Origin of the sequence: Solicola agrisoli, assembly GCF_049059935.1 — a bacterium.
Lineage (GTDB): Bacteria > Actinomycetota > Actinomycetes > Propionibacteriales > Nocardioidaceae > JAURVT01.
In genome coordinates, this window is record NZ_JBMGQR010000007.1 from 62,671 (window position 1) to 87,333 (window position 24,663).

Here is a 24,663-nt window from a genome sequence, read left to right on the forward strand (position 1 = left end):
CCGGGGTCGACGGCACCGGTCGCTCCGGCCCGCCGCGATGCTACCAACGACCCGCTCCTCACCCTGAGCCGCTCCGCGCCGCGTGGGCAAGGCGCCGGCGCGAAGGCGAGCTGGGTTCGCTCGTCGAGTGCCGAGCAACGCAGCGCACGTGGATGCGGAGGGGCTCAGGCCCTTCGCAGGAAGCCCGCGCCCCAGGACAGATGCATGGTGGCGAGGACGGCGGGGAGCAGACGGCGGGCCTGGGGGTCGAGGTCGGCCCCTTCGCGCAGGCCGACGACGGTGACGCCGGCGGCGTATGCCACGGGGGCGCTGAAGCCCAGCCGCAGCCAGCGGGGCCCGACCAGCCCGACGACGCCCGCGACCGTCCCACCGACGACGGCGGCCGTGGCGGCCGGCGGGGCGAGGTAGCGCAGGCTCAGGGTGCGCGGGTGGCGCTCGACGACCCGGCGACGCCAGCCGCCGGTGGTGTACTGCTGCCGGGCGAAGGAGCGCCAGGTGCTGCGCGGGTGGTAGACGACCGCGAGCGACGGGTCGAACCAGATCGTCTCCCCGGCCTCGCGCAGCCGGTGGTTCAGCTCCCAGTCCTGCGCGCGCCGGAAGAACTCGTCGTACCCGCCGACGGCCTCCAGCGCGTCGCGACGGAACGAGCCGAGGTACACCGTGGGCTGCGGGCCCGGCTCGCCGCCGGTGTGGAACGCCGCCCCGCCGATGCCCCAGCGCGACGACATCGCCCGGGCCACCGCGCGTCCCAGGGTGTTGGTGCCCTGGGGCTGCATCCGCCCGCCCACGTTGGCGGCACCGGTGGACAGCAGCAGGTCGACGACCCGCGCCACGTAGTCCGGCGGCAGCAGCGCGTGCCCGTCGGCGCGCACGAGCAGGTCGTGACGGGCGGCGCCCACCGCGGCGTTCAGCCCCTGCGGCGTCCACCCGGCCGGGTTCTGCACCACCGTCAGCGCGGCGTGCTCGCGTGCGAGCCCCGCGGCGATCTCGGCCGTGCGGTCCTTCGAGGGCCCCACCGCGACGACGAGCTCGAGGTCGCCGTCGTACTCCTGGGCCAGGATGCGCTCGACGCAGTCGCGCAGGTCGCGCTCCTCGTCGCGCACGGTCATGAAGACCGAGACGCCGGGGAGGTCAGCCATTCGCGATGGCGGCCGGGCCGTCCTCGCGGCGCACGTCGATCACGTGGCCGGTCTGCTGCGACACCATCACGTCGAGCGACTGGGTCGCGACCTCCTGCGAGCTGAGCAGGGTGCCGGCGGGCTCTTCGCCGAAGGCCTTGGTGCGCATCGGGGTGCCGGTGCGCTCGGGGTTCACGCAGTTGACGCGCACCTGGCCCGACCACTCGTCGGCGAGCGCCTGGGTGAGGTTGACGACGGCCGCCTTGGCCGAGCTGTACAGCGAGTAGCCGCTGCGCCCGCGCGTGTAGGACGAGGAGGTGAACAGCAGCAGCGAGCCGCGGGTGCGAGCCAGGTGCGGGAAGAACTCCTGGGCGATGAAGATCGGTGCCAGGTAGTTGACCTCGGTGGCGTTGTAGATGTCCTCCTCGGACGTCGAGGCCAGCTCGCCGCGCGGCAGCACGCCGGCGGTGTTGACCACGAAGTCGACCTGCCCGCGCTCGGCGAAGACCTGCGCGGCCGCCGCGGCGACGTCCTCGCGACGCTCGACGTGGGTGCCGGTGGACGACCGGGAGAAGGAGTGGACGTGGGCGCCGTGCTTGGTGGCGAGAGCGGCGATGTCGCCGCCGATGCCGTACGAGCCGCCGAACACCACGACGGTCCTGCCCTCGAGCGCGGCGCGGTACTGGTCGTCGTCGAGCGCGGTGGGCTTGTCGGCCGACGTCAGCTGGAAGAGCTTGTCGGCGATGTAGACGTCGATCGGCTCGGTGACCTTCATGTTGCGCTCGTGGCCGTGGACCACGCCGATCGGCACCTCGGGGGTGTAGCGCAGCACGACGGTGCAGTCGTCGGTGGCGGTGAAGTCGGGGTCCTTGGCGGCCTCGGCGTAGGCGCGGCGGATCACCGAGGCGCGGAAGCACTGCGGGGTCTGGCCACGGCGCAGCAGGTGGCGCGGCAGCACGTCGGAGATGACCTCGCGGTCGTCGTGCACCTGCACCACGGTGTCGGCCGACGGGATCGCGGTGTCGACGGCCTCGTACTCGGCGAGCGCGGCGACGCAGTCCTCGATGATCGTCTGGCTCAGCAGCGGGCGGACGGCGTCGTGGAACAGGACGTTGCACTCCTCGTCGCCGAGGGCGTCGAGCGCGCGGCTGGTGGTGCCGTTGCGGGTGTCGGCGCCCTCGAGGATCTGGGTGACCTTGTCGTAACCGCCCTTCTGGACGATCGCGCGCACCGGGTCGAGGTGACCGGGCGTCATCATCACGATGATCTCGTCGACCAGCGGCGAGGCGTTGATGGTGGCGATCGTGTGCTCGATGATCGGCTTCCCGGCGATCTTGATGAGCTGCTTGGGGATGGACAGGCCGACGCGCGACCCCGTCCCGCCCGCGAGGACGACGGCCACGTTGCGCAGGGCTTCCACGCGACGAGGGTAACGTGACCCGGGCCTCGGCAGCCGCCGGGTCGTCAGGGGTCCGGGACGTCCGCGCCGTAGAGTGGCCGCGGCCCCGCACCGTCCCGCGACGGGCCTGCGCCACCTCCGACGACAGCAAGGAACCCACGCACGTGACAGTGGACACGACCGTCAGCCGGTCGCCCTGGGCGCGCATCTCGGGCATCTGGGCGGCCCGCAAGGTGCTCGCCCTGCTGATCCGGCGTGACCTCAAGGTGCGCTACGCCAGCTCGGCGCTCGGCTACGTCTGGGCCGTGCTGGACCCGCTGCTGATGGCCGGCGTGTACTGGGTGGTCTTCACCCAGATCTTCGTCCGCCTCGACGTCGGGGCCGACCCCTACATCGTCTTCCTGGTCTCGGGCCTGCTGCCGTGGCAGTGGTTCACCGCCGCGGTCAACAAGTCGGGCAAGGCGCTCAACGCGAGCGCCAAGCTGATCCGCGCCCAGAACCTGCCGCGCGAGATCTGGGTGCTGCGCCCGGTCCTGACCGGTGCGGTGGAGTACGTGTTCGCGCTGCCGGTCCTGGCGCTGTTCGTGATCGTCTACGGCGCCGAGATCACCTGGTACCTGGCGCTGCTGCCCGTGGCGATGCTCATGATGATCGTCCTGCTCACGGGCATCGGCCTGCTGCTCGCCCCGCTCATCGTCCTGATCAAGGACCTCGACCCCATCGTCAGCGTCGTCGTGCGGCTGCTGTTCTACGCCTCGCCCATCATCTACAGCCACCGCGACCTCCCCGCGGGCTACGAGTGGGCGTCGGTGGTCAACCCGCTCAACGGCATCCTCAGCGTGTTCCGGTCGGCGTTCTTCCCCGACCAGTTCCAGCTCACCAACGTGCTGACGGCCGGCGCCGTCTCGCTCGGCTTCCTCCTGGTGGGCTGGGTGGTCTTCGCCCGCCTCGAGCGCACGGTGCTGAAGGAGATCTGATGAGCAGCGACGTCACCACCGCCTCCGCCGAGGGGCTGCCGATCATCGAGGTCGACGACCTGTCGGTCCGCTTCCACAAGTCGCGTCGCCACCGCAGCATCCGCGACCTGCTGTTCCGGGGCCAGACCGGCGTGCGCGCCGGCGAGTTCTGGGCCCTGAACGGTGTCTCGTTCACGGTGCAGCCCGGCGAGGCGATCGGCGTCGTCGGCGCCAACGGCCAGGGCAAGTCCACCCTGCTCAAGGCCCTGACGGGCACGCTGATGCCCGACGGCGGCTCGGTGAAGGTGCGCGGCGGCATCTCCCCGCTCATCGAGATCACCGGCGGCTTCGTCGGCGAGCTCACCGTCCGCGAGAACATCCAGGTGGTCGCCGGCCTGCACGGCATGAGCCGCAAGGAGATCGCCGACGCGTTCGACGAGATCGTCGAGTTCGCCGAGATCGGCGGCTCGCTCGACTCGCCCTACAAGCACCTGTCGTCGGGCATGAAGGTCCGTGTCGCCTTCGCCGTCGTGTCGCGCCTCGAGGAGCCGATCATGCTCGTCGACGAGGTGCTCGCCGTCGGCGACCGCGCGTTCCGCGAGAAGTGCTGGGACCGGATCGAGGAGCTGCTCGCCGACGGCCGCACGTTCTTCCTGGTGTCCCACTCCGAGCGCGACCTCACCCGGTTCTGCACGCGCGGCCTGTACGTGCAGGCCGGCAAGGTGATCATGGACGGCCCGATCGCCGACGTCGTCGAGGCCTACCTCAAGGACTCCGACGACAACCTCGCGCTGCGTCGTCACGAGGTGCGCCAGCGTCGCCTCGCCCGCCGTCAGGCCCGCGAGGACGCCATCCGCGCCGAGGCTGCCGCCGAGGCCGACGAGCAGGACGAGAACCGCTCCGGGGCGTGAGCCCGCTCAGACCACCGGCGGCCGGCCGAGGCGGGTCATCCGCCAGACCGTCGACCAGCGCAGCGGACGTCGTCCACCCGGGTCGGTGCGCCAGCCCTCGCGCCAGCCGCCGAACCAGGCGCGCAGGCCCCGGCGTCCGGACGCGGTGCGCACCGAGCGCAGCACCTGCACGGCCGTCCACGACCCGACGTAGGCCCACGAGAACGGCCAGCGCAGGTTGCGCCGGGCGAGCCACACGCGGTTGCGGGCGTTGAGCCGCAGGTAGTCGTCGTGCCGGGCGGGATCGATCGCCGGATGACCGCAGCGCAGGTCGCCCGCGTACCAGACGGTGTACCCGGCGTCCCAGACGCGCCAGGCCAGCTCGATGCCCTCGTGGGCGTAGAAGTACGGGTCACCCCAGCCCCCGGAACGGTCGAACGCGGCCCGGCGCACCACGAGCACGCCCTCCCACAGCGAGAACGCGGGCGACGAGCGTCGCGGGTCGCCCTTGCGCATCCGCGGGATCCAGCGGGTCGGGGACGCCTCCCCCGGCGCCTCCACCCGCGGCTGCACGACCCCGAGGGTCGGGTCGTTGGCGAACCGCGTCGCGACGGTGCGGAGGAAGTCGTCGTCGAGCAGGCGCGCGTCGTCGTCGACGAACAGCAGCAGGTCGCCGTCCACCTCGGGCACGCCGGCGTTGCGGCCGCCGGGGATGCCCACGTTCTCGGGCAGCGCGTGGGCGCGGACGCCGTCGGGCAGGCCCACCGGCTCCCAGCCGTTGCCGACGCACACGACGTCGACGTCCACGTCCTGCTGGCGCAGGACCGAGCGCAGACCGGCGTCGAGGTCGTCCGGACGGCGTCCCTGCGACAGCGAGACGACGCCGAACCGGGGACGGGGCGAGTCGGTCACCGCGTCACCGTACCGAGCGGGACGCAGAACGGCGGACCTGCCCCGTCAGCAGGTCCGCCGTCCACCGTGACCTGGTGCGGTTCGGCGTCATCCCCCGATCGCGCCGAGCCGGCCACGGTTACGCGTCGACCGGGCGATGCCCAGGACGCAGCACGATTCTATGCAGAGCATGTAGGTTTTGTCCGCTCCTGAGGCACACCGATCCTCAGAGCTCACCCGCGATCGCTGGCCTCGGCCGCCCGGGGGCTGTCGGGGTTCTGCAGCGAGTGGCGCCGCGCGTAGCCCAGGTACACCGCCGCGCCGAGCAGGAACCAGATGCCGAAGCGCTCCCAGGTGTGCACCGGCAGCGACAGCGCCAGGCCGAGGGAGAACAGGACGCCGACGGCCGGCACCACCGGCATCCAGGGGCAGCGGAACTCGCGGGGGATCTCCGGGCGCTTGTAGCGCAGGGCGATCACGGCGACGCAGACCACCACGAAGGCCAGCAGGATGCCGATGTTGGTCAGCTCGGCCACCTCGCCGATGGGCAGGAACCCCGCGAACAGCGCGGACCCGACGCCGACGATCCAGGTGATCCGGCCCGGGACGTGGCGCGCGGTCGTCTTGGCGAAGTACTTCGGCAGCAGGCCGTCGCGGCTCATCGCGAACCAGACCCGCGTCGCCCCGAGCATGAAGGTGATCATCACGGTGAGGATGCTGACGATCGCTCCGACGGCGATCACGTTGGCGACGCCCGGCATCCCGACGGCCTCGAACGCGCTGGAGAAGCCGCTCTCGGGGTCGATCTCGGTGTACTTCTGCATGCCGGTGAGCACCAGCGTGGCCATCACGTAGAGCACCATCGCGATGAGCAGCGAGAGCAGGATGGCCTTGGGCATGTGCTTGGTGGCGTCCTTGGACTCCTCGGCGGCGGTGCTCATCGCGTCGTAGCCGAACACCGCGAAGAAGACGACGCCGGCGCCCGTCACCGTGCCGCCCACGCCGTACGGGAAGTAGGGCGTGTAGTTCGAGGAGTCGACGTGCACGACGCCGAGAACGACGATCACCAGCACGAGCGCGACCTTGAGTCCCACCACGACCACCTCGAACCGGGCGGCGCTGCGGATGCCGCGGCTCAGCAGCCAGGCGGTGCCGAGGCAGAGCAGCACGGCGAACAGGTCGACGACGTGGCCGTCCCCGGTACCGGGCGCGCCCATCATCCAGTCGGGCGGCGGGGCACCCAGCTGCTCGACGAGGAACCCGAAGTAGCCCGAGACGCCGATCGCGACCACGGCGACGATGGCCGTGTACTCGAGCAGCAGGTCCCACCCGATGAACCAGGCCACGCCCTCGCCCAGGGCCACGTAGCCGTAGGTGTAGGCCGAGCCGGCCTTGGGGATCATCCCCGCGAACTCCGCGTACGAGAACGCGGCCGCCGCGCTCGCGACGCCGGCGAGCAGGAACGAGATGAGGACGGCGGGCCCGGCGGTCTCGTTGGCCACGGTGCCGGCGAGCGAGAAGATGCCGGCGCCGATGATGCCGCCGACCCCGATCGCGGTGAGCTCCCACAGACCCAGCGAGCGCTGCAGGCCGTCGGACCCGGCGCCCTCGTCGGACGGGTCGACGGTCTCCACCGGCTTGCGCCTGAGCAGGAACGAGCGCGGGTCGGGGCGGGGATCAGCGGACATCGGACATCGTGGCCTCCGGGTCGGGTCGACCCTCACGGTCTACCACTCCCGGACCGTCGGTGCGCGGACCTACGATCGGCCGATGGACGTGACGCGTGGGCAGGTGCTGGCGTTCCGGGCCTCGGCCCAGGGGCTGGACGGCGGCGACGACGCACCGGCGCGGTCGCCGTCCGACCTCGCCCTGCTCGACCTCGGCGTCCAGGACACCGGCCCCGACGGCGCCGCGTGGGCGCTCGCGCTGCGCGGCGTCGCCGGAGCCGACGACGACCTCGCCACGGCCTGGACGCTGCGCGGCGCCCCGCACGTCCACCGCCGGGCCGACCTGCCCGACGTCCAGGTGGCGGTCTCGCCGTTCGGCGACGCCGACGCGGGCAAGCGCATCTTCGACGCCAACAAGCCGCTCAAGGCCGCCGGCATCGGTGCCGTCGAGGCGCTGCGCACGATCGCCCAGCTGATGCGCGAGATCGTCACGGGGCCGATGCCCAAGGGGGAGGTGTCGGCCGAACTCACCGAGCGTCTGCCCGAGCCGTACCGGCGGTGGTGCAACCCGTGCCAGGCCGTCCACCTGTTCGAGCAGCCGTTCCGCTTCTCGGCCCTCCATGCCGGGCTCGAGCTCGAGCCGGGCACCTCTCCCCCGATGATGCGACGCGTCCCGGGCTGGCCGCGCCGCGCACCCGCGCCCGCGGCCGACCCGCTGGCCGCGCCCGAGCGCCTCCAGCCGATCCGCGCCTACCTGCGCCTCCTCGGTCCCGCCACGCCCCGGCTCGTCGCCGCCCACCTCGACGCACCGCTGCGCGACGTCACGGCGCACTGGCCCGCCGACGCCGAGCCCGTGACCGTCGACGGCGAGGAGCGCTGGGTGCTCGCCGACGACGTCGCCGCGCTCACCGACGCCGAGCACGACGACGCCGTCCGCCTCGTCGGCCCGTTCGACCCCTACCTGCAGGGACGCGACCGCGACCTCCTCGTGCCCGACGAGGCACACCGCAAGGACCTGTGGCGCACGTTGGGCCGCCCCGGCGCCGTCGTCGCGTCCGGCGAGGTGGTCGGCACCTGGCGCCCCCGTTCGAAGGGCAGGCGGCTCGAGGTCGCGGTCGATCCGTGGACCCGCTGGCCCGCCCGCCTCCGCACCCGCGTCGAGCACCGGGCCGAGGCCCTGGCGGCCTTCCGCGGCCGCACGCTCGCGGGCGTCACGGACGCCTGACGCGACGACGAAGGCCGCCCCGAGGGACGGCCTTCGATGATCCTGTGGAGCTACGGGGATTCGAACCCCGGACCTCTTCCATGCCATGGAAGCGCGCTACCAACTGCGCCATAGCCCCGTTGCTCTCAGCGAGCGAACACGATCCTAGCGGGTGGTCCCGACGGATGTGAAATCGGGTCCGGGTAGTCCTTGATCTCAACAATGGTTCAGGTTCTAGCGTCGGCGACATGACCCACTCACACGACTCACACGCACCCGTCGCGCTCGTCACCGGAGCCTCCCGCGGGCTCGGCCTGGCCCTGGTCTCAGGGCTGGTCGAGCAGGACTGGGAGGTCGTCGTCGACGGCCGCGACGCCGCCGCACTCGCCGCCGCGACCCGGACGTTCGGCGACCGCGTCGTCGCCGTCCCCGGTGACGTGGCCGACCCCGCGCACCGTTCGGCCCTGCTCGCCGCGGTCGAGCGGTACGGCCGGCTCGACCTGCTCGTGCACAACGCGAGCACCCTGGGGCAGAGCCCGATGCCCCGCGTCGACGGGCTCCACGCCGCGGTGCTGCGCCACGCCCTCGAGGTCAACGTCGTCGCCCCGTCCGAGCTGACCCGCCTGCTCCTCCCCCACCTGCGCCGCGCCAGGGGGACGGTGCTCGCGATCACCTCCGACGCCGCCGTCGAGCCCTACGAGACGTGGGGCGCGTACGGCGCGTCGAAGGCGGCGCTCGACCAGCTCGTGGCCGTCCTCGCCACCGAGGAGCCCGACCTCGTCGTCCACGCCGTCGACCCCGGCGACATGCGCACCCAGATGCACGCCGACGCCTTCCCCGGCGAGGACATCAGCGACCGGCCGCTGCCCGAGACCGTGGTGCCCCACCTGCTGCGGCTGCTCGACACCGACCGCGCCGGCGTCCGGCTGCGGACGTCCGACCTGGTGGCGGTGGCCCGATGAGCGCCACCCACGCACCGTCGCGCGCCCGGACGACGTTCGTCCTGCCCGAGGGGCTGTCGGCCACCGGCCCGCCCGAGGCCCGCGGACTGGCCCGCGACGAGGTGCGCCTGCTGGTGGCGCGTCCCGGCGGCGTCCGGCACACGCAGTTCGTCGACCTCGCCGACCAGCTGTCCCCCGGCGACCTCGTCGTCGTCAACGACTCGGCGACGGTGCCGGCGGCGCTGGACGTCGTCCGCCCGGACGGACGTCGCGCGGTCCTGCACGTCTCTGGGCCGCTGGACGACGGCGCACCCGTCGGCGAGCTGCGGACGCCCGCCGGCGCCCAGCGCGTCCACGACGCCCGTGCGGGCGAGGTGCTGGGCACCGCCGGCGGCACGGTGACCCTGAGCCGAGCCTGGCCCGACCCCACCGCGACCGAGGGCTCGCGTCTGTGGCGCCTGAGCCCGGGCGACCTCGACGCCGTGCTGTGGCAGCACGGGCAGCCGATCCGCTACGGCTACCTGGACCACGACCGCCCGCTCGCGGACTACCAGAGCGTGTTCGCCACCGTCCCGGGCAGCGCGGAGATGGCGAGCGCCGGGCGCCCGTTCAGCCACCGGCTCGTCACCGCCCTGGTGGGCCGCGGCGTGCAAGTCGCGCCGATCACGCTCCACACGGGCGTGTCCTCGCTCGAGGCGGACGAGACACCGCTGCCCGAGCGCCTGCACGTCCCCGACGCCACCGCACGCCTGGTCGAGTCCACCCGCGCCGCCGGCGGACGCGTGGTCGCGGTCGGCACCACCGTCACCCGCGCCCTCGAGACGGCCGCCGACGCCGGCGGCACCGTCCTTCCGTACCGCGGCTGGACCGACCTGGTGCTCGGCCCGGAGACCCCCGCCCGGGTGGTCGACGGGCTCGTCACCGGCTGGCACGAGCCGCAGGCCAGCCACCTGATGCTGCTGGAGGCGGTCGCGGGACCCGAGCTGGTGCAGCGGGCCTACGACGCAGCACTCGCCGAGCGCTACCTGTGGCACGAGTTCGGCGACTCGGCGCTCTTCCTCCCCTGACGGCCCGCCGTCGCCGCCCGTCCCTGGAGTGGTCGGTGCCAGGCAGGGTCATGACCCCCTGACGCACCGACAACTCTGGGGGTCAGCGGTCGTCGGAGAGCACCGGCTCGGGGAGGGTGCCGGCGTTCCACTCGGCGATGCGCCAGCGGCCGCGCAGCTGCTCCAGCACCGTCCAGGAGCAGTTGTTGAAACCGCCGAAGGAGCGCCAGGTCTGGCGCGGGAAGCCGAGGAACGAGCAGATGCCGACGCGCAGCACCGCGCCGTGGGCGACGACGACGGTGGTGTCGTCCTCGCCCATCGCCGCGACGATCTCGTCCAGGCCGGTGGCGAAGCGCTCGGCGGCCTCGACGTAGAGCTCGGCGCCGGGCATCCGGACGTCGTCGTCGGACATGAACGTGGCGACCTGGTCGGGGAAGCGCGCGACGGTCTCCTCCATCGTGAGGCCCTCGCGCTCGCCGAAGTTCATCTCGCGCAGCCGCTCGTCGGTCTCGACCTCGAGCCCGACCAGGTCGGCCAGGGCGCGGGCGGTCTCGCGGGCGCGGACGAGGTCGGAGCTGACGATGCGCGCCGGTGCGAGCGCGGCGAGCCGGGCCCCGGCGTCACGCGCCTGCTGCTCGCCCACCTCGTTGAGCGGGACGTCGCTCTGCCCCTGCAGCCGACCCTGGACGTTCCAGTCGGTGAGCCCGTGGCGCCACAGGACCAGGCGCCGGCTCATCGCTCCTCGGACAGCTCGAGCTCCACCGCCGGGCAGTCGCGCCACAGACGCTCCAGGGAGTAGAAGGCGCGCTCCTCCTCGTGCTGGACGTGGACGACGACGTCGGCGAAGTCGAGCAGCACCCACCGTCCCTCGCGCTGGCCCTCGCGGCGCACGGGCTTGGCGCCGAGCGGGAGCAGCGCCTCCTCGACGGCGTCGACGACGGCCCGCACCTGGCGGTCGTTGGACGCGCTGATGATGAGGAAGACGTCGGTGATGACGAGCTGCTCGGACACGTCGAAGGCGACGACGTCCTTGCCGAGCCGTTCGACGGCCGCGTGGGCGGCGGACCGGGTGAGCTCGAGTGCTCGGTCGGTGGCGGTCACGAGATCCCTCCCGCGCGACGGCGAGCCGCGCCGGTGTCGTAGAGGCGGTGCTTGCCGATGTACTGGACGACGCCGTCGGGCACGAGGTACCAGACGGGCTCGTCGCGGTGGACGCGCGTGCGGCAGTCCGTGGACGAGATGGCCAGGGCCGGGATCTCGACGATCGTCACCCGGTCCTTGGGCAGGCCGTCGAGCGTCTGCTCGTCGATCCGGTGCCCGGGTCGCGTGCAGCCGACGAACTGGGCGAGCTCGAACAGCTCCTCGTGGTCGCGCCAGGTGAGGATCGCCGCGAGCGCGTCGGCGCCGGTGATGAAGTAGAGCTCGGCGTCGTCGTAGATGCGCCGCAGGTCGCGCAGCGTGTCGATCGTGTAGGTCGGGCCGTCCCGGTCGATGTCGACCCGGCTGACCGAGAACCGCGGGTTCGACGCGGTGGCCACGACCGTCATCAGGTAGCGGTCCTCGGGCGGCGAGACGTCACGGTCGGCCTTCTGCCACGGCTGGCCCGTGGGGACGAACACGACCTCGTCGAGCTCGAACCAGGACTGGACCTCGCTGGCGGCCACGAGGTGGCCGTGGTGGATGGGGTCGAACGTGCCGCCCATGACGCCCACCCGCGGCGGTCCGGCCGTGCGGTGAGGCAGGCTCATCAGGTGTGTTCGCGCCCCTTGCCGAACGACAGCACGCCCAGGAGCATGACGACGAGGATCACCAGGGCGATCACGCCGAAGACGGCCGGGTGGACCGGGAGCTCACGAGTCTCCTCGGCGGCGAGCAGGAGTGCATGCATGGCGTCAATCTACCGTCATCGGCGCCGGGTCAGCGCACGTGGCCGTCACCGGTGACCACGAAGGTCGTCGTGGTCATCTCCACCAGGCCCATCGGGCCCCGCGCGTGCAGCTTCTGGGTGGAGATCCCGATCTCCGCGCCGAAGCCGAGCTCGCCGCCGTCGGTGAACCGCGTGGAGGCGTTCACCATCACCGCGGCGCTGTCGACGTGCCGGGTGAACCGGTGCGCGGCGGCCAGCGACCCGGTGACGATCGCCTCGGTGTGGCCCGAGGAGTAGCGACGGACGTGCGCGACGGCGTCGTCCAGCGACTGCACCACCGACGCCGAGATGTCGAGCGAGAGGAACTCGGCCGCGTGGTCCTCCTCGGTGACGGGGACGACGGCGGCGTCGGCCGCGGCGAACGTCGCGTCGCCGTGGACGGTCACCCCCGCGTCCTTCAGCGCCGCGACGACCCGCGGCACGAACTCGTCGGCGACGGCCTTGTGCACGAGCAGCGACTCGGCGGCGTTGCAGACGCTGGTGCGGTGGGTCTTGGAGTTCAGGACGATCGCCAGCGCCATGTCGAGGTCGGCGTCGGCGTCCACGTAGACGTGGCAGTTGCCCGTGCCGGTCTCGATCACCGGGACGGTGGACTGCTCCACGACGGTACGGATCAGGCCCGCACCGCCGCGCGGGATGACGAGGTCGACCAGGCCGCGGGCGCGCATCAGGGCGGTGGCCGTGGCACGGTCGGACGGGTCGACCATCTGCAGGGCGTCGGCGGGCAGGCCGGCGGACGCCACCGCGTCGCGCAGCACGGTGACGATCGCGGTGTTGGAGCGGACCGCCGAGGACGAGCCGCGGAGCAGGACCGCGTTGCCCGACTTCAGGCAGATGCCGGCGGCGTCCGCGGTGACGTTGGGCCGGCCCTCGTAGATCATCCCGATGACGCCCATGGGCACCCGCACCTGCTGCATCCGCAGGCCGTTGGGCAGGGTAGAGCCGCGAACCACCTCACCGACCGGGTCCGGCAGCGCCGCGACGTCCCGCAGCCCCGTCGCCATGCCCGCGAGCCGGTCGTGGTCGAGCGCGAGCCGGTCGACGACGTTCTCGGGCGTCCCGGCCTCCCGCGCTGCGGCGACGTCGGCCGCGTTGGCGTCCAGCACCTCTCCGGACCGCGCCAGCAGCGCGTCGGCCGCGGCGAGCAGGGCCGCGTCCTTGACCGCCCGCGTGGCCGTCGCCAGCTCCAGCGCCGCCCCCTGCGCCCGCCTCGCCAGGTCGTGGACGTGCTCGACGTGCTCCTCGCTCATGGCGTCAGGATACGACCGCCGGCACCGGCCCCATGCGCGTCGAGGTCCGAGTTCCTCAACGCATCGGCTCCGGATGCGTTGGAGAAGCCGGACGTCAACGCCAGTCGTCGGCCGGGTAGTCGGCGTCGGACTCGAAGCCCGCGCGCGCCTCGGGCGGCAGCGCCGCGACCAGGGTCCGCGTGAACGGGGTCGTGCCGGTGACGTTGATCGGGACGCCGCGCAGCGACGTCACCGCGTCGAGGTCGTCCACGACCGGGCAGTCGTGCAGCGACAGCCAGTCGAGCTCGGGGCAGTCGTGCAGGTGGGACAGGCCTGTGATCTCGCCGACCCCCTCCATCGTGAGCCGGCGCAGGCGAGGGGCCGAGGCGAGCCAGCCGAGGTCGAACCTCTCCGGCCCCCAGATGTCGACCGCCCGGAGCTCGGAGAGGTCGAGCCCGACGTCGAGGGTGGTGTGCTCGCGACGTGAGGCCACCGAGAGCCGGCGCAGCCGTCCCGCGACCGTTGCGAGCTCGGCGACCGACGGCCCCTCACCGAGCTCCTCCAGGGTCCTGAGCCCGAGCGCCGAGGCGAAGCCCTGGTGCCATCCGTCGAGGCGACGAAGCGGTACGCGCGAGAAGTCGACGGGCACCGTCGGCTCGGCCCCGATCTCGAGGTGCTCCAGCGCGCCGAAGTCTGCCAGCGCCCTCAGGTCGAGCCGCCCGGCGGTGAGCATGAGCTCGGTGACGACGTCCTTCATCGGCGACAGGCACGTCAGGTCGGGCGTGCCCGGGCTGAGGTGCACCACGACACGAGGGTGGTCCCGTGCGATCCGAGCGATCTCGTCGGCCGTCGGCCCCCGGTCGACCAGGTCGATCATGTCGACGTGGTCCACGACGTCCGGGTGGTGGACCATCACCCCTGCGGGGTAGGGGGCACCGTCGTCGTCGGCCGGGTCGCTCCCCCGATGCTCCATGTCAGGTCAGAACGGGACCGGGGTGGGGGTCGAGGCGCCGAGGACGTCGGTGCGGCGACGGCGGGGGCCGTCCTCGTCGCGGCGCAGGTACATGTCGCGCTCGAGGACCTCGAGGCCGACGATCTCCCACTGCGGCAGGCCGGCGGACTCGCGGTGCTCGAGCCAGACGCGCATGGCCATGGCCGCGGCGTCGAGCATCTCGGGCGCCTGCTCCCAGTAGCAGAGCTCGGCGCGGTCCGACGCGTACCGCAGCGAGTGCAGGAAGGCGTGCTCCACGCGCAGCCGGTCCATCGCCTCGCGGACCTGTCCCTGGTCGTGCGGGCGCCCGGCCACCGTCACGGTGACGTGCCACAGACGCTCGTCGTCAGTCATTCCCAGCCCTCCCCAGTGCCTGTTCACACGGTAGTCCGTCGTCCGCGGCGCGTCTCACGATGTCGCAAGGACGACGAGGTCGTCACGGTGCACCAGCTCGCGCTCGTAGCCGGCACCGAGCTCGCGGGCCAGGTCGGGCGTCGAGCGGCCCGTGACCATCGGCACCTCGGAGCTGTCGTAGCTGACGAGACCGCGCGCGACGACGGTCCCGTGCGCGTCGACCAGGTCGACCGGGTCGCCGGCCGAGAACTCGCCGGTGGACGCCGTGACCCCGGCCGGCAGCAGCGAGGCCTTGCGCTCGACGACGGCCCGCACCGCGCCGTCGTCGAGGACGAGGGTGCCGCGCGCCTCGGTGGCGTGCGCGAGCCACAGCAGCCGGGTGGGTCGCCGGCGGCCCGTGGGGTGGAAGCGGGTGCCGACCCGCTCCCCCGCCAGCACCTGCTCGGCCTGCGGGGCCGAGGCCAGGACCACGGGGATGCCGGCGCCGGTGGCGATCCGGGCCGCCTCGACCTTGGTGACCATGCCGCCGGTGCCGATGGCCGAGGCCCCGGGACGGGTGATCTCGACGCCCTCGAGGTCGTCCGGGCCGCGCACGTCGTCGATGCGGGTGACTCCGGGGTCGCCCGGGCGTCCGTCGTAGAGGCCGTCGACGTCCGACAGCAGCACGAGGAGGTCGGCGTGCACCAGGTGCGCGACGAGCGCCGCGAGCCGGTCGTTGTCGCCGAAGCGGATCTCGGTGGTGGCCACCGTGTCGTTCTCGTTGACGACCGGCACGACGCCGAGGTCGATCAGGCGCGCCAGGGTGCGGTACGCGTTGCGGTAGTGGCTGCGACGCGTGACGTCGGCGACGGTGAGCAGCACCTGCCCGACGACGAGGTCGTGGGCGGCGAACCGCTCGGTGTAGCGCGCGACCAGCAGGCCCTGCCCGACGCTCGCGGCGGCCTGCTGGGTGGCGAGGTCGCGCGGACGGCTCGGGATGCCGAGTGGCGACAGGCCCGTGGCGATGGCGCCGGAGCTGACGAGCACCACCTCGTCGCCGCGCCCGCGGGCCTGGGCCAGCGCGTCGACGAGTCGGCGGAGGCGGTCGTCGTCGAGGCCGCCGGCCGCCGAGCTGAGTGACGACGAGCCGACCTTGACGACGATCCTCACCGCAGGTCGTCCCCGTCGTCGTCGTCGAAGCTGTCGAAGCGCTCGATCGGTGCCGGGACCGGGGCCAGCGGGTCCTCGCCGCGCTCGCGGGCCTCGCGGGCGTCGGCCTCGGAGCGGCGGTGGGCCGCGAGGTCCTCGCGACGCTGGCGCGACGTGCGGCGGCTGTTGTCGTCCAGGCGCATGTCCTCGCCGCGACGGGTGAGCAGCAGCTCGGACCCGGCGCCCACGTCGGGGTCGAAGTCGAAGACGACCGCGTCGTCGTCGCTGCCGATGACGATGTCGTCACCGGGCTCGGCGCCCTCCTTGGACAGCCTGGCCTCGACGCCGAGCCGCGCGAGGCGGTCGGCCAGGAAGCCGACGGCCTCGTCGTTGGTGAAGTCGGTCTGACGCACCCAGCGCTCGGGCTTGGCGCCGCGCACGCGCCACTGGCCGCCGACGTGCGAGACGGTGAAGTCCTCGCCGTCCTCGGCCTGGGGGCGCAGGACGATGCGCTTGGTCTCGACGACCTCCTCGGCCGCGCGGCGCGACTGCACGATCGAGGCCATCGCGAACGACAGCTCGCGCAGGCCCGCGTGGCTCGCGGCGGAGACGTCGAACACGTCGAGGCCGCGCGCCTCGAGCTCGGCACGGACGAAGCCGGCGATCTCCTGCGCGTCGGGGACGTCGACCTTGTTCAGCGCGACGAGGCGCGGACGGTCGTCGAGGCCGCCGTAGCGGGACAGCTCGCCCTCGATCACGTCGAGGTCGGTGAGCGGGTCGCGGCCGGGCTCGATGGTGGCGCAGTCGATGACGTGCACCAGCGCGGCGCAACGCTCGACGTGCCGCAGGAAGTCGTGGCCGAGGCCCTTGCCCTCGCTGGCGCCCTCGATCAGGCCGGGCACGTCGGCGACGGTGAACGTCGTCGCGCCCGCCACGACGACGCCGAGGTTGGGCACCAGCGTGGTGAACGGGTAGTCCGCGATCTTGGGACGGGCCCGCGACAGCGCCGCGATGAGCGAGGACTTGCCGGCGCTGGGGAAGCCCACCAGGCCGATGTCGGCGACCACCTTGAGCTCGAGGGTGAACGTCAGCTCCTCGCCCGGCTCGCCCTTGAGCGCGAAGCCCGGGGCCTTGCGCTTGGACGAGGCCAGCGCCGCGTTGCCGAGGCCGCCGCGGCCGCCGGCGGCGATGACCAGCTCGGTGCCGGGGCCGACGAGGTCGGCGAGCACCTCGCCGCCCGGGCTGCGGACGATGGTGCCGTCGGGGACGGGCAGCGTGAGGGAGTCGCCCTGGGCGCCGTTGCGGTGCCCACCGCTGCCGTGCGCGCCGCGGCCGGCGCGGCGGTGGGGCTCGTGGTGGTAGGCCACGAGCGTGGTGGTGTCGGCCGCCACCCGCAGGATGACGTCGCCGCCGTGGCCGCCGTTGCCGCCGTCGGGGCCACCGAGGGGCTTGAACTTCTCGCGGTGCACCGAGGCGATGCCGTTGCCGCCGTCACCGGCGCTGACGTGCAGCGTCACGGTGTCGACGAACGTGGGGATCGCCATGGGGTGACCTGCCTGCCTGGAGAAGGGGTGTGAACGTGCCGAGGGGTGGCCCGCCGACGGCGGACCACCCCTCAACTGTGCGGAAGGACCGAGGTCACTCCGCCGGGACGATGTTGATGACCTTGCGGCCGCGTCGCGTGCCGAACTCGACCGCGCCCGCGCTGAGCGCGAAGAGGGTGTCGTCGCCGCCGCGGCCCACGCCGGTGCCGGGGTGGAAGTGGGTGCCACGCTGGCGGACGATGATCTCGCCGGCGTTGACCTGCTGTCCGCCGAAGCGCTTGACGCCGAGGCGCTGGGCGTTGGAGTCGCGGCCGTTCCGCGTGGAAGCGGCGCCCTTCTTGTGTGCCATGAGTCAGTCAGTCCTTTTCAGACGTCAGCGGTTGATGCCGGTGATCTTGACCTGGGTGTACTTCTGACGGTGCCCCTGGCGCTTCTTGTACCCGGTCTTGTTCTTGTACTTCTGGATGACGATCTTCGGGCCCTTGCTGGCACCGACGACCTCGGCGGTCACCGAGACGCTGGCGAGGTCGGCCGCGGCCGACGTCACGGAGTCGCCGTCGACGAGCAGGACCGCGGGGAGCGTGAGCGTGTCGCCCTCGGCACCCTTGGTCTTGTCGATCTCGACGACGTCGCCCACGGCAACCTTCTGCTGCTTGCCACCACTGCGGACGATCGCGTACACGGCGGACTCACTTCCTCTTCGTCGGATGGACGCCGGTCGGCGCCCGCACTGCTTGGTCTGTCGGCGGCCCGGGCCCGCGCTCGTCGTGCAACCACGACCGACGCAGGACGCCCAGGGGCGCACCGACTGTCTAGTCTACGGAGCCGGGGTGTCGTCGGTCAAAACGGGGGCCTCGACGGCCGGCTCCGCGGCGGTCTCGGTGGCCTCGGCCTTGGGGGCGGCCGCCTTGCGGGTGGCCCGACGCGGGGCGCGGGCCGCCTTCTTGGCCGGCGCCTTGACGGGCTCGGCAGGCTCCACAGGCTCGACCGCCTCCGGGGTGGCCTCGACGGCGGGCACCTCCGGGGCCGGGGCCTCGGGAGCAGGTGCCTCGGGAGCAGGTGCCTCGGCAGCGGGTGCCTCGGCAGCAGGTGTCTCGACGACCGGAGCCTCGGCGACCGGAGCCTCGGACGGCGCCGACTCGGCGACGTCGGACGGCTTGGGAGCCCCTGCGCCGCGACCGCCGCGACGGCGTCCGCCGGTCTTGGGCGCCGGCGCGTCGTCGGACGACGCGTCGTCCTTGGGCGCCGCGGGAGCGGGAGCCGCACCGCCGCCGTTGGTGTTGCCACCGCCGTTGGCGTTGCCGCCGCCGTTGGCGTTGCCGCCGCCGTTGTCGCCACCGCGACGACGTCCGCCGCGCTGGTGGCCGCCGCCGTCGTCCTGCTTGTGCTCGACGGGGTGGTCGTGGGTGACCAGGCCGCGGCCGTGGCAGTGCTCGCACGGCTCGCTGAACGCCTCGAGCAGGCCGGTGCCGATGCGCTTGCGCGTCATCTGCACCAGGCCGAGGGAGGTGACCTCGGCGACCTGGTGGCGGGTGCGGTCGCGTCCGAGGCACTCGACCATGCGCCGGAGCACGAGGTCGCGGTTGCTCTCGAGCACCATGTCGATGAAGTCGACGACGATGATGCCGCCGATGTCGCGCAGCCGGAGCTGGCGGACGATCTCCTCGGCGGCCTCGAGGTTGTTCTTGGTGACCGTCTCCTCCAGGTTGCCCCCGGAGCCGGTGAACTTGCCGGTGTTGACGTCGACGACCGTCATCGCCTCGGTGCGGTCGATGATGAGCGAGCCGCCCGACGGCAGCCAGACCTTGCGGTCGAGCGCCTTGGCGATCTGCTCGTCGATGCGGTGGGCGGCGAACGCGTCGGTGGCGCCGTCCCAGCGGGTGAGGCGCTCGGCGAGGTCGGGGGCGACGTGGTCGACGTACGCCTTGACCATGTCCCAGGCGTCGTCGCCCTCGACGACGAGCTTCTCGAAGTCCTCGTTGAACAGGTCGCGGACGACCTTGAGGGTGAGGTCGGGCTCGCCGTAGAGCAGCGTGGGCGCCTTGGAGCCCGCGGCGGCCTTGCGCTCGATATCGTCCCACCGCGCGGTGAGGGCGCCGACGTCGCGCGTCAGCTGGTCCTCGGTGGCGCCCTCGGCGGCCGTGCGGATGATGACGCCGGCGTCCTCGGGCAGGACCTCCTTGAGCAGGCCCTTGAGGCGGTTGCGCTCGGTGTCGGGGAGCTTGCGCGAGATGCCGTTGGTCTGGCCGCCCGGCACGTAGACCAGGAAGCGGCCGGCCAGGCTGATCTGGCTGGTCAGGCGGGCGCCCTTGTGGCCGATCGGGTCCTTGGTGACCTGCACCAGGACCGTCTGGCCGGACTTCAGGACGTCCTCGATCTTGCGCTGCTTGCCGTTGCCGAGGGCCTTCCAGTCGACCTCGCCGGCGTACAGGACGGCGTTGCGGCCCTTGCCGATGTCGACGAACGCGGCCTCCATGCTGGGCAGCACGTTCTGGACGCGACCGAGGTAGACGTTGCCGATGAGCGACGTCTGCGACTCCCGGGCCACGTAGTGCTCGACCAGGACGTCGTCCTCGAGCACCGCGATCTGGGTGAGGTCGGTCTTCTGCCGGATCACCATCTCGCGCTTGACGGCCTCGCGACGGGCCAGGAACTCGGCCTCGGAGACGATCGGCGCACGGCGGCGACCGGCCTCGCGGCCGTCGCGGCGGCGCTGCTTCTTGGCCTCGAGGCGGGTGGACCCGCCGATGCTGGTGATCTCGTCCTCGACGCTCTTGGCGTCGCGCACGCGTCCGCTCTGACCGGCGGTGGAGCCGTTGTCGTCGCCACCGGAGGAGGAGCCGTCGCCGTCCCCGCCACGGCGACGGCGGCGGCGACGCCGGCGGCTGCTGCCACCGGTGGACTCGCCCGCGTCGTCCCCGGAGTCGGAGTCGTCGGAGGTCTCGGCCGAGGGGGTCTGCGCGGCGGGCGCGTCGTCGTCACCGGACTCGGCGTCGGTCTCGGTCTCGGTGTCGCCGTCGCTCTCGCCACCGCTCTTGCGGCGACGACGGCCGCCGCGACGGCGGCGACGACGGGGCTGGCCGTCCTCGTCGGAGTCGTCGGAGTCATCGGACGCGTCGGACGAGGCATCGGCGGCGGACTCGTCGTCGCTCGACTCGGCGGCGGGGCCGGCCGGCCGGCGGGCGCGGGTGCGGGTGGTGACCGCGGGAGCCTGGAAGATCGGGGCCGTCGTGGTCTCGGCGGTGGCGACCTCCTCCTCGGGGGTCTCCTCCTCGTCCTCGTCGACCGTCGCGGCGATCTCGTCGGGCTCGCTCACCGGGGCCGCGGGCGTCTCGGCGGCCGAGAACGGCGCCGCGAGCGGGGCCGCAGCCGGACGCGACGCGCGCCGGCGACGGGTGCTGGTGGTGGTGACGACCGGCTCGGCCTCGACCGGCGCCTCCTCCGCGACGGGCTCGGCGACGGGCTCGGCGGCCGGCGCCTCGGCGACGGGCTCCGGGGCGGTCTCAGCCACCGGCTCCGGAGCCGCGGCGGCGGTCTTGCGCTTGCGCGTGGTGGTCTTCTTGGCGGCCTTCTTGGCCGTCTTGGGCGCCGACTCCTCGGCCGGGACGTCGCCGGCGGGCTGCTCGGCCGCGGCGTCGGGTGCCGAGGCGGGCGGCCCGGCGGGGCGGGAGACCGCCCGGCGACGGACGCGCGCGGCGGGCGCGGGGGTCTCGGCCGGGGTGACGGCGCCGCCCTGGTCGCTGCCGGTGGTGGGGGTGTCGGTGTTGTCGTCGTCGAGCACGGTGCTCTCCTCGCCCCCGGGCACCGTTCCCTGGTGCCGCACGGGGGCCTGTCGGGTGCCCGGGTACGGCGGGGCCCCTGGTTGGGGGTGGTCGCGCCACGGACAGCAAGCCTGCGGAAGGTCTCGGGGCGGCGCCCCGGTCCCTCGACGTCGCCCTCCGGTGCTGCCGGCCTGTCACGGGCGGTCCCTGCGCCTTCGCCGCGGTCAGCGTCGAGGGGCACCTGCACCCTGTAGGGCGTGTGGTGACCTACGACGCGTCGCGGCCGAGGGCGAACGGATCGCCGACCGTGCCGGTCCGCACGTCGAGCGGACCCTGGGCCAGGCGGTTCACGCGGGGCGTGACCGGCGGCTCGAGCCCTCCGACGGAGCGGAGGCCGGCGAGGACATCGTCGGGTCGTACGGACGGCACGCCGTGTCGTACGACCAGGGTCAGTATCGCACACGCCACACCGTCGACGTCCGCAGACGCGCTGGACAGCGACACCGTCGCCTCGCGCGCGTCGAAGGTGCGCATGCCCTTCTTGCCCATCCGCTCGACCTCGACGGACGTCTCGGCGAGGAACGCCTCGACCGCCGACGCCACCGCGGCGGGGTCGGCCTCGGGCAGGACGAGCTCCCAGGCGCTGGCCTCCAGCAGGTCGGCGAGCGACCCGCCGCCCGGCTCGGACTGGACGACGCGGACCAGGTCGAGGTCGGGCGGCAGGGACTCGTCGAGACGCAGGCGCAGCTCGTCGGGGTCGCAGGTGCGGGTGAGGGCCACCTCGAGGTACTCGGCCTCGCTCGCCGCCCCGGTGGGGGCGGCCCCGGCGTACGAGATGCGCGGGTGCGGGCTGTAGCCGGACGAGAACGCGATCGGCACCCCCGAGCGGCGGACGGCCCGCTCGAAGGCGCGACCGAAGTCGCGGTGGCTGATGAACCGGAGCCGACCCCGCTTGGCGTACTGCACCCGCAGCCGCTGGACGACCGGCAGCTGCGGGTTCGGGGCCTCGGGGTTGCCGGCTCCGGCGGGGTGGCTCACAGGTCCAGACTACGAGGACGTCAGCGCGGTGGCGCCGAGGTACCCGTTGGGGTCCAGGACGAACTTCTCCGCGACGCCGGAGTCGAACTCGGCGTACCCCTGGGGCGCGTCCTGGAGCAGGATCGGCCGGGCGTTGACCGCCTTCGCGATCTGCACGCGGTCGTGCAGGATCGCCATCATCAGGCCGCGGTGGTACTTCATCACCGGGCACTGGCCGGTGGCGAGGGTGTGCGACTTGGCCCAGCCCAGACCGAGCCGGATCGACAGCGAGCCCTCCTTGGCGGCGTCGTCCACCGCGCCGGGGTCGCCGGTGACGTAGAGCCCGGGGATGCCGAGACCGCCTCCGGCGCGCGTGATCGTCATCAGCGAGTTCAGCACCGCCGCGGGCTGCTCCTCCCCCGCGTCCGAGCCGTGCCCGCGGGCCTCGAACCCGACGGCGTCGACGCCGCAGTCGACCTCCGGCGTGCCGAGCAGCTCGGCGATCTGCTCGCCCACGTCGCCCTTGGAGACGTCGACGGTCTCGCACCCGAAGCTGCGCGCCTGGGCGAGACGGTCGGCGTTGAGGTCGCCGACGATGACGACGGCCGCGCCCAGCAGCTGCGCGGAGGCCGCCGCGGCGAGCCCGACGGGTCCGGCTCCCGCGACGTAGACGGTGGACCCGACCTCGACGCCGGCCGTCACGCAGCCGTGGAACCCGGTCGGGAAGATGTCGGACAGCATCGTCAGGTCGAGGATCTTCTCCATCGCCTGGTCCTTGTCGGGGAAGCGCAGCAGGTTCCAGTCGGCGTAGGGCACCGCGACGTACTGCGCCTGGCCGCCCACCCAGCCGCCCATGTCGACGTACCCGTACGCCGAGCCGGGTCGCTCGGGGTTGACGTTCAGGCAGATGCCGGTGGCCCGCTCCTTGCAGTTCCGGCAGCGGCCGCAGGAGATGTTGAACGGCACCGAGACGAGGTCGCCGACCTTCGTGAACTCGACGCCGGGGCCGACCTCGACCACCTCGCCGGTGATCTCGTGCCCGAGGATCAGCCCCTCGGGGGCCGTGGTGCGGCCGCGGACCATGTGCTGGTCGCTGCCGCAGATGTTGGTGGCGACGGTCTTGACGATCGCCGCGTGCGGGAGCTGCCGCCCCACGTTGGCCGGGTTGACCCCGGGCCCGTCCTGGAGCTCGAACGTCGGGTAGTCGATGTCCTGCACCTCGACCTTGCCCGCTCCTGCGTAGGCCACTGCGCTGTTGCTGCTCATCTGGAACCTCCTGCTGGTCGTTGCAGTGGCCCGAGTCACACCTGGTCCTCGACCGTAGGCAGGTGCGGACCAGCCTGACAACCCGAGACCCACCTGCCGGACGCCGTCTGCCAGATTGGGTTCGGTGACCACTGCAACCACACGCCCCGCGGCGTCGGCGACCCGCGCCGGACGCATCCTCGTCCTGGTCGCGATCGTGCTGCTCGCGTCCAACCTGCGCGCGGCGGTGGGCAGCCTCGGCGTGCTGCTGACGACGGTGCGCGACGACCTCGGCATGTCGACGACCGTCGGCGGTGTCCTGACGACGCTGCCCGTGCTGTGCTTCGCGTTCTTCGGGGCGGTGAGCGGGGACGTCGCCCGCCGCGTCGGCCTGCACCGCACGGTGGCGATCTCGATGGCGCTCGTCGTGGTGGGCCTGGTGGCCCGTGCGGCCGTCGACACCACCCCGCTGTTCCTGCTCTTCTCCGGCGTGGCCCTGGCCGGCGGTGCGGTGGGCAACGTGCTGCTGCCCGCGCTGGCCAAGGAGCACTTCCCCGACCGGCTCGGGCTGGTCAGCTCGCTCTACGGCGCCACGATCCTGGGCGGCGCGGCCGTGTCGTCCTGGCTCAGCGTGCCGGTGGCCGACGCGTTCGGCAGCTGGCGCGCCGGTCTCGCCGCCTGGGCCGTGCTCGCCGCGGCGACGCTGCTGCCGTGGCTGGTGCTCAGCCTCCGCGACGTCAAGGCCGACCTCGCCGCCGCGCGCTACCCGCTGTCGCGCGTCGCGCGGTCGCCCCTGGCCTGGGTGATGGGCCTGTTCTTCGCCGCGCAGTCGGCCCAGGCCTACGCCCAGTTCGGCTGGTTCCCCGAGATCCTCGTCGACGCCGGACTCGGCTCGGGCGAGGCGGCGCTCGTCCAGGGGGTGATCTTCGGCGTCGGCATCCCGACCACGCTGCTGCTCCCGGCGATCATGCGCCGGGTCGGCGAGCGCCCGGTGCTGCCGGTCGTGTTCGGTGCCGTGACCGTCGTCGGGTGGGCCGGCGTGCTGCTCGTCCCGACGGCGGCCCCGTGGCTGTGGGCGGCGCTGCTCGGCGTCGGCGGCGCGGCGTTCACCTGGGTGCTCGCGATGCTCGGCGTGAAGTCGCGGACGGCCGGCGGCACCGCGGGCCTGTCGAGCTTCGTCCAGGGACTGGGCTACCTGGTGGCCGCGGTCGGCCCGTTCGGCACCGGGTACCTGCACGACCTGACCGGGTCGTGGACCACGCCGATCGTCGTGCTGATGGTGATCGCCGTGGCCATCGTGGTGCTCGGCGTGGTGATCTGCCGTCGTCCCCCCTTCGAGGACGACCTGGTCTGAC

At 73.1% G+C, this 24,663-nt stretch carries 24 protein-coding genes and 1 tRNA gene; 6 read left to right on the forward strand and 19 right to left on the reverse strand.

Annotated elements, in window-relative coordinates; all coding sequences use genetic code 11:
- Positions 1-164: 164 nt before the first annotated feature.
- Both ACI6PP_RS04420 and ACI6PP_RS04425 read right to left on the reverse strand, forming a co-directional pair.
- Positions 165-1,139 (reverse strand): glycosyltransferase family 2 protein, encoded by a 975-nt coding sequence (locus ACI6PP_RS04420; RefSeq protein WP_421109450.1) that lies wholly within the window; start codon positions 1,137-1,139, stop codon positions 165-167.
- Complete coding sequence (locus ACI6PP_RS04425; RefSeq protein ID WP_421109452.1) at positions 1,132-2,538, reverse strand: SDR family NAD(P)-dependent oxidoreductase; 1,407 nt, start codon at positions 2,536-2,538, stop codon at positions 1,132-1,134. Before ACI6PP_RS04425 ends, ACI6PP_RS04420 begins: the two co-directional genes overlap by 8 nt.
- A gap of 143 nt (positions 2,539-2,681) precedes the next feature.
- Between ACI6PP_RS04425 and ACI6PP_RS04430 the strand changes: the two genes are divergently transcribed.
- Positions 2,682-3,494 carry an ABC transporter permease gene (locus tag ACI6PP_RS04430; RefSeq protein WP_421109453.1) on the forward strand — a complete coding sequence of 271 codons (813 nt, stop codon included), beginning with the start codon at positions 2,682-2,684 and terminating at the stop codon, positions 3,492-3,494.
- Complete coding sequence (locus ACI6PP_RS04435; protein ID WP_421109455.1) at positions 3,494-4,384, forward strand: ABC transporter ATP-binding protein; 891 nt, start codon at positions 3,494-3,496, stop codon at positions 4,382-4,384. Before ACI6PP_RS04430 ends, ACI6PP_RS04435 begins: the two co-directional genes overlap by 1 nt.
- Before the next feature lie 6 nt (positions 4,385-4,390).
- Here the strand turns inward: ACI6PP_RS04435 and ACI6PP_RS04440 are convergent, their stop codons facing one another.
- Together ACI6PP_RS04440 and ACI6PP_RS04445 are read right to left on the reverse strand one after the other, a co-directional pair.
- Positions 4,391-5,275, reverse strand: a complete 885-nt coding sequence (locus ACI6PP_RS04440; RefSeq protein WP_421109456.1) for a glycosyltransferase family 2 protein — start codon at positions 5,273-5,275, stop codon at positions 4,391-4,393.
- A 212-nt stretch (positions 5,276-5,487) separates the two neighbouring features.
- Positions 5,488-6,942, reverse strand: a complete 1,455-nt coding sequence (locus tag ACI6PP_RS04445) for an amino acid permease (RefSeq protein ID WP_421109458.1) — start codon at positions 6,940-6,942, stop codon at positions 5,488-5,490.
- A gap of 82 nt (positions 6,943-7,024) precedes the next feature.
- Here ACI6PP_RS04445 and ACI6PP_RS04450 point away from each other — a divergent pair, with 82 nt between their 5' ends.
- Positions 7,025-8,146, forward strand: a complete 1,122-nt coding sequence (locus tag ACI6PP_RS04450) for a winged helix DNA-binding domain-containing protein (RefSeq protein ID WP_421109460.1) — start codon at positions 7,025-7,027, stop codon at positions 8,144-8,146.
- A 45-nt stretch (positions 8,147-8,191) separates the two neighbouring features.
- Here the strand turns inward: ACI6PP_RS04450 and ACI6PP_RS04455 are convergent.
- Positions 8,192-8,264 (reverse strand) — tRNA-Ala (locus tag ACI6PP_RS04455).
- 109 nt (positions 8,265-8,373) lie between these two features.
- Here ACI6PP_RS04455 and ACI6PP_RS04460 point away from each other — a divergent pair.
- Both ACI6PP_RS04460 and ACI6PP_RS04465 read left to right on the forward strand, forming a co-directional pair.
- The gene (locus ACI6PP_RS04460) at positions 8,374-9,087 is read left to right on the forward strand and encodes an SDR family NAD(P)-dependent oxidoreductase (protein WP_421109462.1); all 714 of its coding nucleotides are present in this window, start codon (positions 8,374-8,376) and stop codon (positions 9,085-9,087) included.
- On the forward strand, positions 9,084-10,133 hold the full coding sequence (locus tag ACI6PP_RS04465; RefSeq protein ID WP_421109464.1) for an S-adenosylmethionine:tRNA ribosyltransferase-isomerase: 1,050 nt from the start codon (positions 9,084-9,086) through the stop codon (positions 10,131-10,133). Before ACI6PP_RS04460 ends, ACI6PP_RS04465 begins: the two co-directional genes overlap by 4 nt.
- Positions 10,134-10,215: 82 nt before the next feature.
- Here ACI6PP_RS04465 and ACI6PP_RS04470 read toward each other — a convergent pair whose 3' ends face one another.
- The 14 genes from ACI6PP_RS04470 to fdhA form a co-directional block, all read right to left on the reverse strand.
- A complete protein-coding gene (locus ACI6PP_RS04470) occupies positions 10,216-10,848 on the reverse strand; it encodes a histidine phosphatase family protein (RefSeq protein ID WP_421109466.1) in 633 nt (210 codons plus the stop codon).
- A complete protein-coding gene (gene rsfS, locus ACI6PP_RS04475; protein WP_421109468.1) occupies positions 10,845-11,213 on the reverse strand; it encodes a ribosome silencing factor in 369 nt (122 codons plus the stop codon). The genes ACI6PP_RS04470 and rsfS overlap by 4 nt, the downstream gene beginning before the upstream one ends.
- Positions 11,210-11,860: a nicotinate-nucleotide adenylyltransferase gene (gene nadD, locus ACI6PP_RS04480; protein WP_421109469.1), complete on the reverse strand. Its 651-nt coding sequence runs from the start codon at positions 11,858-11,860 to the stop codon at positions 11,210-11,212. Before nadD ends, rsfS begins: the two co-directional genes overlap by 4 nt.
- Entirely contained in the window at positions 11,860-12,000 is a 141-nt protein-coding gene (locus ACI6PP_RS04485) for a hypothetical protein (protein WP_421109471.1), read from the reverse strand. Before ACI6PP_RS04485 ends, nadD begins: the two co-directional genes overlap by 1 nt.
- A 29-nt stretch (positions 12,001-12,029) precedes the next feature.
- Positions 12,030-13,289, reverse strand: a complete 1,260-nt coding sequence (locus ACI6PP_RS04490; RefSeq protein WP_421109472.1) for a glutamate-5-semialdehyde dehydrogenase — start codon at positions 13,287-13,289, stop codon at positions 12,030-12,032.
- A gap of 94 nt (positions 13,290-13,383) precedes the next feature.
- Positions 13,384-14,241, reverse strand: a complete 858-nt coding sequence (locus ACI6PP_RS04495; protein ID WP_421109474.1) for a hypothetical protein — start codon at positions 14,239-14,241, stop codon at positions 13,384-13,386.
- A gap of 6 nt (positions 14,242-14,247) precedes the next feature.
- Positions 14,248-14,613: a hypothetical protein gene (locus ACI6PP_RS04500; protein ID WP_421109475.1), complete on the reverse strand. Its 366-nt coding sequence runs from the start codon at positions 14,611-14,613 to the stop codon at positions 14,248-14,250.
- Between the two features lie 54 nt (positions 14,614-14,667).
- Positions 14,668-15,762: a glutamate 5-kinase gene (gene proB, locus ACI6PP_RS04505; protein ID WP_421109477.1), complete on the reverse strand. Its 1,095-nt coding sequence runs from the start codon at positions 15,760-15,762 to the stop codon at positions 14,668-14,670.
- Positions 15,759-17,285 (reverse strand): GTPase ObgE, encoded by a 1,527-nt coding sequence (gene obgE / locus ACI6PP_RS04510; protein ID WP_421109478.1) that lies wholly within the window; start codon positions 17,283-17,285, stop codon positions 15,759-15,761. Before obgE ends, proB begins: the two co-directional genes overlap by 4 nt.
- Before the next feature lie 94 nt (positions 17,286-17,379).
- On the reverse strand, positions 17,380-17,634 hold the full coding sequence (gene rpmA, locus ACI6PP_RS04515; RefSeq protein WP_421109480.1) for a 50S ribosomal protein L27: 255 nt from the start codon (positions 17,632-17,634) through the stop codon (positions 17,380-17,382).
- Between the two features lie 24 nt (positions 17,635-17,658).
- Positions 17,659-17,967: a 50S ribosomal protein L21 gene (rplU, locus tag ACI6PP_RS04520; RefSeq protein ID WP_421109482.1), complete on the reverse strand. Its 309-nt coding sequence runs from the start codon at positions 17,965-17,967 to the stop codon at positions 17,659-17,661.
- A gap of 135 nt (positions 17,968-18,102) precedes the next feature.
- On the reverse strand, positions 18,103-21,066 hold the full coding sequence (locus ACI6PP_RS04525; RefSeq protein ID WP_421109484.1) for an Rne/Rng family ribonuclease: 2,964 nt from the start codon (positions 21,064-21,066) through the stop codon (positions 18,103-18,105).
- Positions 21,067-21,313: 247 nt separating this feature from the next.
- A complete protein-coding gene (locus ACI6PP_RS04530; protein ID WP_421109485.1) occupies positions 21,314-22,084 on the reverse strand; it encodes a TIGR03936 family radical SAM-associated protein in 771 nt (256 codons plus the stop codon).
- A gap of 9 nt (positions 22,085-22,093) precedes the next feature.
- A complete protein-coding gene (gene fdhA / locus ACI6PP_RS04535; protein WP_421109487.1) occupies positions 22,094-23,329 on the reverse strand; it encodes a formaldehyde dehydrogenase, glutathione-independent in 1,236 nt (411 codons plus the stop codon).
- 124 nt (positions 23,330-23,453) lie between these two features.
- Here fdhA and ACI6PP_RS04540 point away from each other — a divergent pair, with 124 nt between their 5' ends.
- Complete coding sequence (locus tag ACI6PP_RS04540; protein ID WP_421109488.1) at positions 23,454-24,662, forward strand: MFS transporter; 1,209 nt, start codon at positions 23,454-23,456, stop codon at positions 24,660-24,662.
- The last annotated feature ends 1 nt before the right edge of the window (position 24,663 follow it).